Origin of the sequence: Pseudomonas sp. NFACC56-3, assembly GCF_900100025.1 — a bacterium.
GTDB lineage: Bacteria > Pseudomonadota > Gammaproteobacteria > Pseudomonadales > Pseudomonadaceae > Aquipseudomonas > Aquipseudomonas fluorescens_AA.
This window is the reverse complement of sequence record NZ_FMTK01000008.1, coordinates 1-14,635: the sequence shown is the minus strand read 5'-3', so window position 1 is coordinate 14,635 and position 14,635 is coordinate 1. Positions and strand designations below refer to the sequence as shown.

Annotated in this window: 12 protein-coding genes and 1 pseudogene; 3 read left to right on the top strand and 10 right to left on the bottom strand. The window is 61.8% G+C overall.

Translation table 11 applies throughout. The annotated features are described in order from the left end of the window. Positions 1-67: 67 nt before the first annotated feature. From hutH to hutC, 8 genes are all read right to left on the bottom strand, one after another. Positions 68-1,591: a histidine ammonia-lyase gene (gene hutH, locus BLO80_RS13360; protein WP_092328780.1), complete on the bottom strand. Its 1,524-nt coding sequence runs from the start codon at positions 1,589-1,591 to the stop codon at positions 68-70. 218 nt (positions 1,592-1,809) lie between these two features. Continuing rightward, entirely contained in the window at positions 1,810-2,640 is an 831-nt protein-coding gene (locus tag BLO80_RS13355) for a quaternary amine ABC transporter ATP-binding protein (protein WP_092328777.1), read from the bottom strand. After that, positions 2,637-3,488: an ABC transporter permease gene (locus BLO80_RS13350; RefSeq protein ID WP_003196893.1), complete on the bottom strand. Its 852-nt coding sequence runs from the start codon at positions 3,486-3,488 to the stop codon at positions 2,637-2,639. The genes BLO80_RS13355 and BLO80_RS13350 overlap by 4 nt, the downstream gene beginning before the upstream one ends. 71 nt (positions 3,489-3,559) lie before the next feature. Continuing rightward, positions 3,560-4,528 (bottom strand): ABC transporter substrate-binding protein, encoded by a 969-nt coding sequence (locus BLO80_RS13345; protein WP_092328775.1) that lies wholly within the window; start codon positions 4,526-4,528, stop codon positions 3,560-3,562. 70 nt (positions 4,529-4,598) lie between these two features. Continuing rightward, entirely contained in the window at positions 4,599-6,065 is a 1,467-nt protein-coding gene (locus BLO80_RS13340) for a purine-cytosine permease family protein (RefSeq protein WP_092328772.1), read from the bottom strand. Between the two features lie 150 nt (positions 6,066-6,215). Then, positions 6,216-7,904 (bottom strand): urocanate hydratase, encoded by a 1,689-nt coding sequence (hutU, locus tag BLO80_RS13335; RefSeq protein ID WP_092328770.1) that lies wholly within the window; start codon positions 7,902-7,904, stop codon positions 6,216-6,218. A gap of 445 nt (positions 7,905-8,349) precedes the next feature. Beyond that, positions 8,350-8,919, bottom strand: coding sequence for a HutD/Ves family protein (locus BLO80_RS13330; RefSeq protein WP_092328767.1), 570 nt, complete (start codon positions 8,917-8,919; stop codon positions 8,350-8,352). After that, positions 8,916-9,626: a histidine utilization repressor gene (hutC, locus tag BLO80_RS13325; protein WP_170842365.1), complete on the bottom strand. Its 711-nt coding sequence runs from the start codon at positions 9,624-9,626 to the stop codon at positions 8,916-8,918. The genes BLO80_RS13330 and hutC overlap by 4 nt, the downstream gene beginning before the upstream one ends. A gap of 143 nt (positions 9,627-9,769) precedes the next feature. On the opposite strand from hutC, the gene BLO80_RS13320 reads away from it, so the two are divergent. Beyond that, positions 9,770-11,134, top strand: coding sequence for a formimidoylglutamate deiminase (locus tag BLO80_RS13320; protein WP_092328765.1), 1,365 nt, complete (start codon positions 9,770-9,772; stop codon positions 11,132-11,134). 120 nt (positions 11,135-11,254) lie between these two features. On the opposite strand, the gene BLO80_RS13315 is transcribed toward BLO80_RS13320, so the two are convergent. Together BLO80_RS13315 and BLO80_RS13310 are read right to left on the bottom strand one after the other, a co-directional pair. Then, the gene (locus BLO80_RS13315; protein ID WP_092201136.1) at positions 11,255-11,824 is read right to left on the bottom strand and encodes a lipocalin family protein; all 570 of its coding nucleotides are present in this window, start codon (positions 11,822-11,824) and stop codon (positions 11,255-11,257) included. Positions 11,825-11,855: 31 nt separating this feature from the next. Then, positions 11,856-12,110 carry a hypothetical protein gene (locus tag BLO80_RS13310; protein WP_092328762.1) on the bottom strand — a complete coding sequence of 85 codons (255 nt, stop codon included), beginning with the start codon at positions 12,108-12,110 and terminating at the stop codon, positions 11,856-11,858. Positions 12,111-12,393: 283 nt separating this feature from the next. Between BLO80_RS13310 and BLO80_RS13305 the strand changes: the two genes are divergently transcribed. Together BLO80_RS13305 and BLO80_RS30275 are read left to right on the top strand one after the other, a co-directional pair. After that, positions 12,394-14,286: a methyl-accepting chemotaxis protein gene (locus tag BLO80_RS13305; RefSeq protein WP_218189373.1), complete on the top strand. Its 1,893-nt coding sequence runs from the start codon at positions 12,394-12,396 to the stop codon at positions 14,284-14,286. 238 nt (positions 14,287-14,524) lie between these two features. Then, a pseudogene (locus BLO80_RS30275) lies at positions 14,525-14,635 on the top strand (IS110 family transposase); the annotation flags it as partial.

The following is a 14,635-nucleotide window of genomic DNA, read 5'->3' as shown; positions in this document are numbered from 1 at the left end:
TCCGTCACCTTCGCTTTGGGCGATGCCTTGTGGGCAATGGGTGTCTTGGCACGCTGGCGTTTTTCGATCAATTCAAATCAGGTAAAGCGTTGTGCAGCACAAAGGGATCCTTGAGCAACCCGGCGGCACTGGCGATGTCCGGCGCCAGCCAGCGGTCCTGGTCGTAGGCCGGAACGCGCTCGCGCAGCAGTTTCCAGGCGATGTCGGTGCCGGCGCCGAAACGCTGGGCCTTGAGAAACTCAAAAGCCTGGGCTGCCAGCAGGTACTCGATGGCGAGGATCTGCGTGCAGTTTTCCAGCGCCCGGTGCAGCTTCAGGGCGGCGTTGGTACCCATGCTCAGGTGGTCTTCCTGCAAACCGGAGGTGACGAAATTGTCCAGCACCGCCGGTTGCGCCAGTTGCTTGTTCTCCGCGCACAGCGACGCGGCGACGTATTGCACGATCATCATCCCCGAGTTCACACCGGGATTGGCCACCAGGAACGCTGGCAGGCCACTGACGTGGGGGTTGATCAGGCGGTCGAGGCGACGCTCGGCGATGGAGCCGATTTCGGCCATGGCAATCGCCAGCAAGTCCGCCGCCAAGGCCACCGATTGGCCGTGGGGGTTGGCCTGGGACATGACCCGGAAGTTTTCCGGCGTACCCAGCAACAGCGGGTTATCGGTGACCGCGTTGAGTTCGGTTTCGATCTGTTGCCGGGCATGGGCCAACTGATCGCGAGCCGCGCCGTGCACCTGGGGGATCGAGCGAATGCTCAAGGCATCCTGGGTGCGAATGCCCAGGCTCGAGGCGATGACCTCGCTGCCGTCGAGCAAGGCCCGCAAATTGCTCCCGACCTGTTGCATGCCCGGGTGCGGCTTGAGGGCGATGATCTCGGCATCGAACGCGGCTATCTGGCCGCGCTGGGCCTCGAAGCTCATGGCGCCGATCACATCGGCCCATTGCACCAGCCGCGTCGCATCGGCCAGGGCCAGGCAACTGAGGCCAGTCATGCACGGCGTGCCGTTGACCAGGCACAAACCGTCCTTGGCCCCCAGTTGCACCGGATGCAAACCCTCGGCGGCCAAGGCCTGTTGCGCCGGGACTATTTGTCCGCGATAGCTGACCTGACCAACGCCCAGCAGCGCGATGCCGATGTGGGCCATGTGGGTCAGGTAGCCCACTGAACCCTGGGACGGTACTTGCGGCGTGATGCCGCGATTGAGCAGTGCGAGCAACGCCTCGACCACCCGGCGATGGATGCCGGATTTGCCCTGACTGTAGTTGAGGATGGCGGCGCAGAGGATCGCCCGAGTCTGTTCATCCGTCAGCGGCGCGCCGACGCCACAGGCATGGCTGAGCAGGGTGTTGCGTGACAGTTGGCTGAGTTGTTCGTCCTTGAGCGAGACATTGCACAAGGCCCCCAGGCCGGTATTGACGCCGTAGGCGCGCTCGCCACTTTCGACGATGCGCTGGACGATGGCCTGGGCATTGTCGATACGCGCCCAGGTCTGGGCCGACAGCTCGAGCTCGGCACCGAAGCGGGCGACGGCGACGACGTCCTGCCAGCGCAACGGAGCGCCGGTGATTACGATTTTTTCAGCCTGGGACATCCTCAACCTCGTCTGTACAACTTGAATATTGATGCAGCTGGGCCGGCCCTATCGCGAGCAAGCTCGCTCCCACAGGGTACGCATTCCAAAGTGGGCCGTCCTTGTGGCGAGGGAGCTTGCTCCCGCTGGACTGCGCAGCAGGCCCAAAAAAGCGGCCGCTGCGCGCCCAAGCGGGAGCAAGCTCCCTCGCCACAAAGCACACACAGGCCACCACAGCCTTACACCACCGCCGTTCGCCGCTGCACAAACCGATCGACATACTCATCCGCCGGCGAATGCAGGATCTCCCTGGGCGTGCCGACCTGGATCAGCTTGCCGTCCTTGAGGATCGCAATGCGGTTGCCGATGCGCACGGCCTCGTCGAGGTCGTGGGTGATGAAAACGATGGTCTTGTGCAGGGTCTTCTGCAGCTCCAGCAACTGGTCCTGCATTTCCGCGCGGATCAGCGGGTCGAGGGCGCTGAAGGCTTCGTCCATCAGGATGATGTCGGTGTCCGCCGCCAAGGCCCGGGCCAGGCCAACGCGCTGGCGCATGCCACCGGAGAGCTGGTGCGGGTATTTGTTCTCGTAGCCCTTCAGGCCCACGGTGTCGATCCAGTGCAGCGCCCGCTCGGCGCACACCTGCTTGCTCTCGCCGCGCACTTTCAAGCCATAGGCGACGTTGTCCAGCACGCTCTTGTGGGGCAGCAGGCCGAAGCTCTGGAACACCATGCTGATCTTGTGCCGGCGAAATTCGCGCAGGGCGTCCATGTCCAGTTTCAGGATGTCTTCGCCGTCCACCAGAATCGCGCCGCTGGTGGGGTCGATCAGCCGGTTGAAATGGCGCACCAGGGTGGACTTGCCAGAACCGGACAGGCCCATGATCACGAAGATCTCGCCGGTGCCAATGCTCAGCGACAAGTCGTTCACGCCGACCACGCAACCGGTCTCGGCCAACACCTGGTCCTTGGTCTTGTTCTGGTGGATCAGCGCCAGGGCTTCCTTGGAGCGACTGCCGAAAATCTTGAAGACGTTCTTGACTTCGATCTTGCTGATGGCTGCGTTGCTCATTTGCTCACCTCATGCCGAGGACGACCATAGGCCTGGGTAATGCGGTCGATGACCACGGCGAGAATCACGATGGCCAACCCGGCTTCCAGGCCACGGCCGACGTTGAGGGTCTGGATGCCCACCAGCACGTCTTCGCCCAGGCCACGGGCACCGATCATCGAGGCGATGACCACCATCGACAGAGCCATCATGGTGGTCTGGTTGATCCCGGCCATGATGCTCGGCAGGGCCAGGGGCAGTTGTACGCCGAACAGCTGCTGCCAGCGGTTGGCGCCGAAGGCGTTGATGGCTTCCATCACTTCGCCGTCCACCTGGCGGATGCCCAGGTCGGTCAGGCGGATCAATGGCGGCGCGGCATAGATCACCGTGGCGAAAATCGCCGGGACCTTGCCCAGGCCGAACAGCATCAACACCGGAATCAGGTACACGAAGCTCGGCATGGTCTGCATGATGTCCAGCAATGGCATCAGCACCGAACGCAGGCGGTTGCTGCGTGCCGAGAGAATGCCCAGGGGAATGCCGATCAACACCGAGATCAGCGTCGCCACCAGCATCAGGGCGAGGGTCTGCATCAGCTTGTCCCACAGGCCTACCGCACCCACCAGGAACAACAGGCCGACGATGACTGCCGTGGCCACGACCTTGCGGGTGGCGTGCCAGGCAATGCCGCCGACGATGGCCAGCATCAGCCACCAGGGCGCCATGCGCAACAGGCCTTCGAGGTTGACGATGGCCCACAGCAGGGTGTCGGAGATGTGCCGGAACACATCGCCATAATTGGTCACCAGGGAGTCGACCCAACCGTTGACCCAATCGGCGATGGAGAAGGTAAAGCTTTCGGGAAACATAAGAGACTCTCGATCAAGTGGATGCGGTGAACGTCCCGGCCAGCCCCACGGTTGGCCGGGAAAGATTCGACCTACAGAGCCGCGTCGATTTTCTTGGCAGCGTCTGCACTGACCCAGGCGTGCCAGACTTCAGGATGTTCCTTCAGGAAGATCTTCGCCAGTTTCGGCGACTCGATCCGATCTTTGGCCATGCGCCCGAGGTTCTGGTTCAGGATATCGATCGGCAGGTTGACCTTTTCCAGCACCGCCACCAGCTCCGGGGCTTCGTCGTGGAAGGTCTTGGACAGGCCGACCTTGATGCTCACGCTTTTATCCACGCCGGGTTTTTCTTCCAGTTTCACCAGGTCCACCTGGCCCATCAGCGGCGTAGGCGACCAGTAGTAGAACAGGATCGGCTCCCCACGCTTGTAGCTCGACAGCACCGCCGCATCCAGCGCCGGGCCGGTGCCTGGACGGAAGTTGGTGTAGGTTTTTTCCAAGCCGTAGCTTTTCAGCATTTCGCTGTTGTCCAGCTCACAGGTCCACCCGGCCGGGCAGTTATAGAAACGGCCCTTGGACGGTTCTTCCGGGTCCTTGAACACGGCGGCGTACTGGCCCAGGTCGGCAATGTTCTTCAGGCCCGGGGCCTTGGCTTCGAGCTTGCGCTTGGCGTCGCCTTCAACCACGTAGCGCGGCACATACCAGCCTTCGATGGCGCCCACCACCGGCGCGCCGACGCCCACCACCTTGCCGGCTTTCTCGGCCTTGTTCCACACCTCGCTGCGGCCGACCCACTCTTCGGCGAACACCTGGATGTCGTTGCTGCTCAGGGCGTTTTCCATGGTGATGGAGTTGCCCGGCAGGCTGTCGGTCTTGCAGTCATAGCCTTTTTCCAACACCACTTGCAGGACGTCGGTCAGCAGCATGGCGCTTTCCCAGTTCAGGCCGGCGAACTTCACCGGTTTGCCCGACTCACACCAACCCGCTGCTTGCGTGGCGCCAGCGCTGGCCAACAGGCCCAAGGAAAGCAATGTGGTCAGCAGGGTCTTGTTCGACTTCATTATGTGACGCTCCTAATCAGTTGGATTGGCTTACGGCAGTCAAGAGGCATCCAGCCCTGTCAACGTCCCATCAGACCGCTTGAATGCGGCCCGCCCTGCTCGGTTGTGCGTCAACCGCGTCCTGCTCGAGCGGCAGGATCAATTGATCGGGTACTGCGCTGTGCCACTTCCTGGCGAGGACGTAATACAGCACCGCCGGGACCACCAGGCCGATGATCCAGGAGATATCCACGCCGCCCATGGCTCCCACCAGCGGACCGGTATAGAACTTGGTGGCGATGAACGGCAGTTGAACCAGTACACCGAAGACATAGACGCTGATACCCAAGGCGTTCCAACGACCGTAGCGGCCGTTCGGATCGGCCAGTGCCGGCACGTCATAGCGCTCGCGCGTGATGCAGTAGTAGTCCACCAGGTTGATCGCGCTCCAAGGCGTAAAAAACGCCAGCAAGAACAGGATGAAAGACTTGAACGCACCGAGGAACGAGTGCTGGCCGAGCAGCGCGATCAGGGTCGCAGCGCCGACGATGGCCAGCACGAAGACCAGACGCTGCAAGCGCGTGACGTTCAGGTGACCCCGGAAACCGCTGATGATGGTGGCAATGCACATGAAGCTGCCGTAGGAGTTCAGCGTAGAGATGGTGACCTTGCCGAACGCGATGCTGAAGTACAGCAGCGCAGCGGTGGCGCCGGTACCGCCCAAGCCCACGATGTAGGCCACTTCGTGACCGGCGAACTGCCCATTGGCCGAGGCGGCGGCAAACACGCCGAGGATCATCGCCACCTGCGCGCCGATGACCGAACCGGCGCCTGCGGCGAAAAAGGTTTTCACCGAAGACGTCTTGCTCGGCAGATAACGCGAATAGTCAGCCACATAGGGGCCGAAGGCGATCTGCCAGGAGGCCGCGAGCGACACCGCCAGCAGGAAACTGCTCCAGCTGAAATGGCGGATTTGCAGGAGTGCGCCAATGTCCGTCTGGCTGATCAGGCGAGCGAACAGGTAAACGAAGGCAATCACGCCAATGATGCTGGCGACGCGGCCAATGAAGTGAATCACCCGATACCCAAGCACCGTGACCAACACGATGACGCTGGCGAACATGAGGATACCGGCACTGTCACTGACGCTGAACAGTTGCCCCAGCGCCTGGCCGGAAAGCACGGTGCCCGTCGCGGTGAAACCCAGGTACATCAGGCACACCAGCACGATCGGGATGGCCGCGCCATACACACCGAACTGCACCCGGCTGGAGATCATCTGCGGCAGGCCAAGCTTGGGCCCTTGCGCGGCATGCAAGGCCATGACGCCACCGCCGAGCACTTGGCCGATCAGCAAGCCGATCAACGACCAGAACACATCACCGCCCAGCACCACCGCCAATGCTCCGGTGACGATGGCAGTGATTTGCAGGTTGGCCCCCATCCAGAGGGTGAACTGGCTCAACAGCCGACCGTGTCTCTCCGCTTCCGGGATGTAGTCGATCGAGCGCTTCTCGATCAACGGTTTGCTGCTTGCGCGTGTGCTGGTGACAGCCATGGTTCAACCTCTGTGGATTGTTCTGGAATTCATTTGCGCCGCTGCTTCCCTGTGGGAGCGAGCTTGCTCGCGATAGCGGTGTATCAGCCGATGCCTGTGTCGAATCTGATGACGCCATCGCGAGCAAGCTCGCTCCCACAAGGGCCGGGGTTATTTGCCGGTGATCATCGGCAAGTTCAGCCCCTGTTCCTTGGCACAATCGATGGCGATCTGGTAACCGGCATCGGCATGGCGCATCACCCCGGTGCCCGGGTCGTTGTGCAGTACGCGAGCGATACGTTCGGCCGCTTCGTCGGTACCGTCGCAGACGATCACCATGCCCGAATGCTGGGAGAAGCCCATGCCGACGCCGCCACCGTGGTGCAGCGATACCCAGGTCGCGCCGCTGGCGGTGTTGAGCAAGGCATTGAGCAGCGGCCAGTCGGAAACGGCGTCGGAACCGTCCTGCATGGATTCGGTTTCACGGTTCGGGCTGGCCACGGAACCGGAGTCCAGGTGGTCGCGACCGATGACGATCGGCGCCGACAATTCGCCGCTGCGCACCATCTCGTTGAAGGCCAGGCCCAACTTGGCGCGCTGGCCCAGGCCGACCCAGCAGATACGTGCCGGCAAGCCCTGGAAGCTGATGCGCTCGCGGGCCATGTCCAGCCAGTTGTGCAGGTGAGCGTCGTCGGGGATCAGTTCCTTGACCTTGGCGTCGGTCTTGTAGATGTCCTGGGGGTCGCCGGACAGCGCAGCCCAACGGAACGGGCCGACGCCACGGCAGAACAGCGGGCGGATATACGCCGGAACGAAACCAGGGAAGTCGAAGGCATTTTCGACGCCCTCTTCCTGGGCCATCTGGCGAATGTTGTTGCCGTAGTCGAAGGTCGGCACGCCCATTTTCTGGAAGGCGAGCATGGCTTTGACGTGGACAGCCATCGATTGCTTGGCGGCCTTCACCACGGCAGCGGGCTCGGTCTTGGCGCGGGCACGGTATTCGTCCCAGGTCCAACCGGCCGGCAGGTAGCCGTTGAGGGGATCATGGGCGCTGGTCTGGTCGGTGACCATGTCCGGGCGCACACCACGGCGGACCATTTCCGGCAGGATTTCGGCAGCGTTCCCACACAGTGCGATGGAAATCGCCTTGCCTTCGGCAGTGTATTTCTCGATGCGCGCCAGGGCGTCGTCGAGGTCTTTGGCCTGCTCGTCGACGTAGCGGGTTTTCAGGCGGAAATCGATACTGACCTGCTGGCACTCGATGTTCAGCGAGCACGCACCGGCCAGGGTCGCGGCCAGGGGTTGTGCACCGCCCATGCCTCCCAGGCCGGCGGTCAGGACCCAACGGCCCTTGAGGTTGGAGTCGTAGTGCTGGCGACCGGCCTCGACGAAGGTTTCATACGTACCCTGGACGATGCCCTGGCTGCCGATGTAGATCCAGCTGCCAGCAGTCATCTGGCCGTACATGGCCAGGCCCTTGGCGTCGAGTTCGTTGAAGTGCTCCCAACTGGCCCAGTGCGGCACCAGGTTGGAGTTGGCGATCAGGACGCGAGGGGCGTTGCTGTGGGTCTTGAACACGCCCACCGGCTTGCCGGATTGCACCAGCAGGGTTTCGTCGTCGTTCAGGTTGGTCAGGCTTTCGACGATCTTGTCGTAGCACTCCCAATTGCGCGCCGCGCGGCCGATGCCACCGTATACCACCAGTTCCTTGGGGTTCTCGGCCACTTCCGGGTCGAGGTTGTTCATCAGCATGCGCAGCGGCGCTTCAGTCAGCCAGCTCTTGGCGGTCAGCGTGTTACCGCGAGGGGCGCGGATTTCAACGTCACGGTATTTTTCGGGTTTGCGGGTAGCGTCGGTCACAGCAAAAACTCCTCAGCGATCAATCCAGACCAGCCCGGGCAGTGGGCAGCGATTTCTACGAACGTTGCGTTGAATATCGGCGACTCATACGCATACGTCTTTACTTGTATGTACAAGCATATGCAATCAAGCGGCCAACTTGTTGAGCACACGCTTGCAAGGTGACTTGAGAATTGGCTGAAAGGCCCGTGATTGAGCGGTTTGAGAGCCAGATGAAATTTCTGAAGGAGGGATTTATGAAGAAGACAGGCAGGTTACGAAAGTACGGGGCTGCGCCACGCTGGGGCATTCGGTAACAAATTGGTGCGCACAGAAGGAAACGGTGAGGTGGCTTTTGTGGCGAGGGAGCTTGCTCCCGCTGGGCTGCGCAGCGGCCCCAAGAAACAACGGGCGCTGCGCACCCGAGCGGGAGCAAGCTCCCTCGCCACGGAGGTATAAAGCGAAATCAGCGAGCCGTCAGTTCGATCACACAGCATTGGCCGTGGCTGGTGATGTCCAGCAGCCCGGTGTTACCGCTCAACTGCAAGCAGTCGTAGAGGCCCAGTCCAACGGCGGACTCACCAATCTTGATGGTCAATCCCGGGGCTGCGCTGAACACCAGCAACGTCCCCGCTTCGCTGAAGAATCGTTGCTGCCCCCCCACCCACTGCAATCGCGCGCGGTAACGCTGCGGTGCATAGATCAGGTTGAAATCCCGAATGGGGCCGCCCAGCAAGGTGCAATGCACATGGCTCTCGCCGCTGAAGGCAAAGGGGTCCAGCGGATGCAAAGGTCGCGTGGCCTGGCCATCGACGTTCAGCGTCATGCCGCCCCCCTGCAAGACGCTGATGATCCGCTCGTAACCGGCAAATGTGGAAAAACCACCCGACTCACCGATATCGGCAATCGACAGACGCCAACCGAAACCTTCCAGGCCAGTGCCGGCATCGCGAGTGATTTCCTCGGTGCTGCCGCCACCGTTTTTCCACGGCATGCGTGGGTAATCGGCAGCGCGTAAAACCTTCAACTGGCTCATTTATGAAAGCGCCCTTCCAGACTGTGACGGGAACCCGGATGGATCAGGCGCGCGGCGGTCACCGGCTGGCGCCCGGACCAGGTGCGGCGGCGGATCAACAGGCACGGCTCGCCTCGCTCGATCTGCAGCAGTTTGCACTCGCTCGGCTCGGCCAGGATCGCCTCGACCACATGCTCACCCTCGGTCAGCGGCGCGACCTGGTTCAGATAGGCGTAGGGCGTCTGCAAGGTGAAGTCCTGCTTGAGGTAGTCCGGCGCCACCAGTGCGTTGACGAAACGGTCCTCGATTTGCACAGGGATGTCGTTCTCGAAATGCACGATCAGCGAATGGAACACCTTCTGGCCTTCACGCATGTCCAGGGCCAGGGCTCGCTCGGAACCGGCCGCCTCTTCTTCCAGGGTGATGACCTTGCAGGTGTGGCGATGACCACGGGAGGCGATTTCGTCGGCGATGTTATGCACTTCAAACAACGCGGATTGGCTCTTGGGCTCGGCCACGAACGTACCGACCCCCTGCATGCGCACCAACAGGCCGTCGGCGGTCATTTCCCGCAGGGCACGGTTGATGGTCATGCGACTGAAGCCCAACTGGCTGACCAGCTCGCTTTCCGATGGCACGCGATAATGCGGCGGCCAGTTTCCACTGTCGATCTGCTGGGTGATCATCTGTTTGACGCGGGCGTACAAGGGCGCCGGACTGTCACCCATGTGTGCGGCCAGCGGCGGTTTGGCAGGCGGAGTCGGCACGGCGGTTCCCTGTTCTGCGAATAAGGTTGCTAGCTTGCCGGAGTTTACCGGCCAGGCAAACGTCTGTATATGTATATACAAATTACGCACGATGAGGTTGAACCATGTCCGCCTTCTTTGCCGAACGCGCGCTGCTGCCTAGTGGATGGGCCCATGATGTACGTCTTGAGGTCGATGCCCAGGGCGTCCTGACCCATATCCAGGCCGGTTCCCACGCAGACGGCGCCGAACGGCTGGGCGGTGCGCTGTTGCCGGGCATGCCGAACCTGCACTCCCATGCCTTTCAACGGGCGATGGCCGGGCTGGCGGAAGTGGCGGGCAATCCCAACGACAGTTTCTGGACCTGGCGCGACTTGATGTACCGCCTCGTCGGAAAAATCAGCCCGGATCAACTCGGCATCATCGCCCGCCAGCTGTACATCGAAATGCTCAAGGCCGGCTACACCTCGGTCGCCGAATTCCATTACGTGCACCATGACACCGACGGCGCGCCCTACGCCGACCCGGCGGAGCTGGCCCTGCGCATCAGCCACGCCGCCAGCGCCGCCGGCATCGGCCTGACGCTGCTGCCGGTGCTCTACAGCCATTCCGGTTTTGGCGGCCAGGCGCCCAATGACGGGCAGCGCCGGTTCATCAACAGCACCGAAAACTACCTGAAGCTTCAGTCACGCTTGCAACCGATCCTGGCCGGGCAACCGTCCCAGGCCCTGGGCTTGTGTTTCCACTCGCTGCGCGCCGTGACACCGGGGCAGATCCAGGACGTGCTGGCCGCCAGCGACCGTGATTGCCCGGTGCACATCCACATCGCCGAGCAGCAGAAGGAGGTCGATGATTGCCTGAGCTGGAGCGGCGCCCGCCCGCTGCAATGGCTGTACGAAAACACCGAAGTCGACCAGCGCTGGTGCCTGGTGCATGCCACCCATGCCAACGCCCAGGAAGTCAGCCTCATGGCCAAGAGCCGGGCGATTGCCGGCCTGTGCCTGACCACCGAAGCCAACCTGGGGGACGGCATTTTCCCGGCCGTGGATTTCCTCGCCCAGGGCGGGCGCCTGGGTATCGGTTCCGACAGCCATGTGTCCTTGAGCGTGGTCGAAGAACTGCGCTGGCTGGAATATGGCCAGCGACTGCGTGACCAACGGCGTAACCGCTTGTATCGGTCGGATCAGCCGATGGTCGGCCGCACCTTGTTCGACGCGGCATTGGAAGGCGGCGCCCAGGCCCTGGGGCAACCGGTCGGCGCCCTCGACATCGGCAAGCGCGCCGACTGGCTGGTGCTCGATGACAACGATCCGTACCTGGCCACGGCCAATGGCGACGGGATTCTCAATCGCTGGTTGTTTGCCGGCGGCGATCGTCAGGTGCGGGATGTGATGGTCGGTGGACGGTGGGTTGTGCGTGATGGGCGTCATGCCGGCGAAGAGGAAAGCGCCCGGGCGTTTACCCAGGTATTGCGCGAACTTCTAGACTGACGCGAATAAAAATGTGGGAGCGGGCTTGCTCGCGAAGAGGCCTTCACATTCAACAGAGATGTTGATTGCAAGTCCATCTTCGCGAGCAAGCCCGCTCCCACATTGGCTGTTCGGAGGCAGTTAATTCGAAGTCTTGGCCATCTGCCGATCCGACGCGCGCCAGATCAGTCGTGTCGTGTCGTAGCCCTGCTGGCGCGCCTTGCTCAGCAGCTCCTCGCGCACGACGCTATTGACGGTCGGTGTGCGGGACAGCAGCCACATGTAGCGGCGACTCGGGTCGCCGACGATGGCGGTCTTGTAGTCATCGCTGACGTACAGCACCCAGTATTGCCCTTTCGCCACGCCCGGCACGATCCGTGAAAACCAGTTGTCGAACTCGACCCAGAGCTTGTCGGTCTTGCCCGGCACCTGCGGCGTGGCCGTGCCCCTGGCCTCCTCCCACTGCCAGTCCGAGGTCAGGCAGCGATTGAGCACACCCACGTTGCCGTCTGGCTTGAGGAGGTAGTGAGCTTCCGATTGCGCGCAATTGCGCTGGAAATACATGGGTAGACGGGCCAACTCATACCAGGTCCCTTGGTAACGCTTGAGGTTGACGCTGTTGACCGTCTTGGGCGCCAACGGATCCACGCCAGAAGTGGCGCAGCCGGCCAATACCAGGCCAGCCAAAAGCACAAACACTAACCGCATCATTATTTTTCTCCCGCAGGCCTCTGGCCTCGGTTTACTTCAAGCCTTGGCCGGAAAACATCAACACTTTGTCACCGGCGTACTGCACGCTGATAAAGCTTTTCTGGTCGCCCCAGGTACAGCTGGACATGCCGAGTGCGCCTGAGCAATCGGTCGGTTTCCCCAGCAACGTTTCGACTTCGGCCTTGGGCATGCCAGCCGACAGTTTCGAATAGTTTTCCTGGTTGACCTTGCTGCATGCGGTCAACACGACGCACACAAACAGCAGGGCGATAGATCGCAGCGACATGGTGTAACTCCTGGAACGGAAGGGAGGTGGCAGGGCGCCAACCTGATCCTTAGAAGAGAAAACCCCTATCTGGTTCCCTGACACCCCTAGTATTTATTGGCTGTGCAGAGGTGTTTCATCGATGAATCACCCGGTTTGTGACGCCGTCGTACCTTTCGTCGGGACTGAGGCCCTGGCGCCTGATGGGCCAGGCTTTTACGCCGATAAAAGTCACAGCGCAAAATTCTGCGCTATGGCAAATTGACAGCCCTTCCTGACCCGTCCCTCCGCGGTAGTGTTCTTAATGACCAGAAACATGAAATTCAGCCACAAGATCCTGCTGGCTGCCGCCCTCGTGGTGGCCGTTGCATTCGCCTGTTTCATCCTGTTCAACGACTATCGGCAACGCCAGAGCCTGCACGCCAGCACCGAGACCTCCATGCAGGAACTCGGCAACCTGACCAGCCGTAACATCCAGACGTGGGTCGACGGCCGTATCCAATTGCTGCAGTCGCTGGCCCAACAGATCGCCGTGGACGGCAACAGTGCCGACAGCCTCAAGCGCGCCGTGGGCCTGCCGGTGTATACCGGCAACTTCCAGCTCAGCTATTTCGGCGGCACCGACGGCGTGATGTTCTCGGTACCGGCCGGCAATCGCGCCGCCGACTACGACCCGCGCGCCCGTGGCTGGTACAAGGCCGCCAACAGCGCACAGCAAACCATCGTCACCGAACCGTACATCGCCGCCTCGTCGGGTAAGCTGGTGATCACCGTCGCCACGCCGGTCCAGCGCCAGGGTCAGATGATTGGCGTGGCCGGTGCGGACATCGACCTGTCCAGCGTCAGCGCCATCATCAACTCGCTGAACTTCGGCGGCCACGGCCACGCGTTCATCGTCAGCGCCGACGGCAAGATCCTGATCCATCCCGACAGCAAGCGCGTGCTCAAGACCCTGGCCGAGGCCTACCCCAACGGCGCGCCGCAAATCAGCCCTGGGGTGAAGGAAGTCGACCTCGACGGCAAGACCCAATTCATCTCCTTCACCCACGTCAACGGCGTGCCGGGCACCGACTGGTACGTGGCGCTGGTGCTCGACAAGAACACCGCCCTGGCGATGCTCAGCGAGTTCCGTACCTCGGCGCTGATCGCCATGGTCATCGCGGTGGTGTTCATCATCGCCCTGCTGGGCATGTTGATCCGCGTGCTGATGCAACCACTGCTGACCATGGGCCGTGCCATGCATGACATCGCCGAAGGCGAAGGCGACCTGACTCGCCGCCTGGTCATTCACGGCCATGACGAATTCGGCGCACTGGGCACATCGTTCAACCGCTTTGTCGAACGCATTCACACCTCGATCCGCGAAGTGGCCTCGGCCACCGGCCAGGTCAATGAAGTCGCCTTGCGCGTGGTCAGTGCGTCCAACTCGTCGATGTTCAATTCCGACCAGCAGGCATCACGCACCAGCAGCGTGGCCGCGGCCATCAACCAGCTTGGCGCCGCTGCCCAGGAAATCGCCCAGAACGCCGCCCTCGCCTCGCAACATTCCAGCGAGGCCCGCAACCTGGCCGTAGACGGCCAGCACGTGGTGGATAAAACCATTGCGGCCATGCAGCAGTTGTCGGCCAAGATCAGCGATTCGTGCGGCAACATCGAAACCCTGAACAGCAGCACAGTGAACATCGGCCAGATCCTCGAGGTGATCACCAGCATTTCCCAGCAGACCAACCTGCTCGCCCTCAACGCCGCCATCGAGGCGGCCCGGGCCGGTGATGCCGGGCGCGGTTTCGCGGTGGTGGCCGATGAAGTGCGCAACCTGGCGCACCGCACCCAGGACTCGGCGCAGCAAGTGCAGAAGATGATCGAAGAGCTGCAAGTCGGCGCACGGGAAGCGGTGCTGACCATGACCGATAGCCAGCGCCAGAGCGAAAGCAGCGTCGGCATTGCCAACCAGGCCGGCGAGCGACTGGGCAGCGTGACCCAGCGTATCGGTGAAATCGACGGCATGAACCAATCCGTGGCGACCGCCACTGAAGAGCAGACCGCCGTGGTGGAGTCGATCAACGTCGACATCACCGAGATCAATACCCTGAACCAGGAAGGCGTGGAAAACCTGCAAGCCACCTTGCGCGCCTGTGCCGACCTCGAGCAGCAGGCGGCGCGGTTGAAGCAGTTGGTGGGTAGTTTCCGGATCTAGCGCCTTCAAGGTCCCCATCGCGAGCAAGCTCGCTTGTATGGTAGGACTTGAAGGGGGGAGGAGGGACAAAGCTCGATTCTGACTGTTAGCCGCAGTACAGACCGTGGGAGATTTCACCCCTCCTCCTTTCACCCAAGCGCCGATAAAGAATGCATCTGGCCTAGACCGACGATAGGAACAAGCCTGCGCCTCTGGGTGAACCCTTCAAGTGTTCAAACCTTAGCCCGGAGGATTTTCAATGGCAATGCCGGTTTCTGTCGCAAAGCCGATCGTGGGTGTTGATGTCGCCAAAGATGAGTTGGTGATTTATCACGCAGAAACAGATCGACTGGAAGCGCTCCCCAACACC

Bases quoted from the DNA above. Each gene is read 5' to 3' on its own strand.
- hutC (WP_170842365.1), bottom strand. From the start codon at position 9,626: ATGGGTGACAGTCCGGCGCCCTTGTACGCCCGCGTCAAACAGATGATC.
- hutH (WP_092328780.1), bottom strand. From the start codon at position 1,591: ATGTCCCAGGCTGAAAAAATCGTAATCACCGGCGCTCCGTTGCGCTGG.
- BLO80_RS13305 (WP_218189373.1), top strand. From the start codon at position 12,394: ATGACCAGAAACATGAAATTCAGCCACAAGATCCTGCTGGCTGCCGCC.
- BLO80_RS13320 (WP_092328765.1), top strand. From the start codon at position 9,770: ATGTCCGCCTTCTTTGCCGAACGCGCGCTGCTGCCTAGTGGATGGGCC.
- BLO80_RS13355 (WP_092328777.1), bottom strand. From the start codon at position 2,640: ATGAGCAACGCAGCCATCAGCAAGATCGAAGTCAAGAACGTCTTCAAG.
- BLO80_RS13310 (WP_092328762.1), bottom strand. From the start codon at position 12,110: ATGTCGCTGCGATCTATCGCCCTGCTGTTTGTGTGCGTCGTGTTGACC.
- BLO80_RS13350 (WP_003196893.1), bottom strand. From the start codon at position 3,488: ATGTTTCCCGAAAGCTTTACCTTCTCCATCGCCGATTGGGTCAACGGT.
- BLO80_RS13330 (WP_092328767.1), bottom strand. From the start codon at position 8,919: ATGAGCCAGTTGAAGGTTTTACGCGCTGCCGATTACCCACGCATGCCG.
- BLO80_RS13345 (WP_092328775.1), bottom strand. From the start codon at position 4,528: ATGAAGTCGAACAAGACCCTGCTGACCACATTGCTTTCCTTGGGCCTG.
- BLO80_RS13340 (WP_092328772.1), bottom strand. From the start codon at position 6,065: ATGGCTGTCACCAGCACACGCGCAAGCAGCAAACCGTTGATCGAGAAG.
- BLO80_RS13315 (WP_092201136.1), bottom strand. From the start codon at position 11,824: ATGATGCGGTTAGTGTTTGTGCTTTTGGCTGGCCTGGTATTGGCCGGC.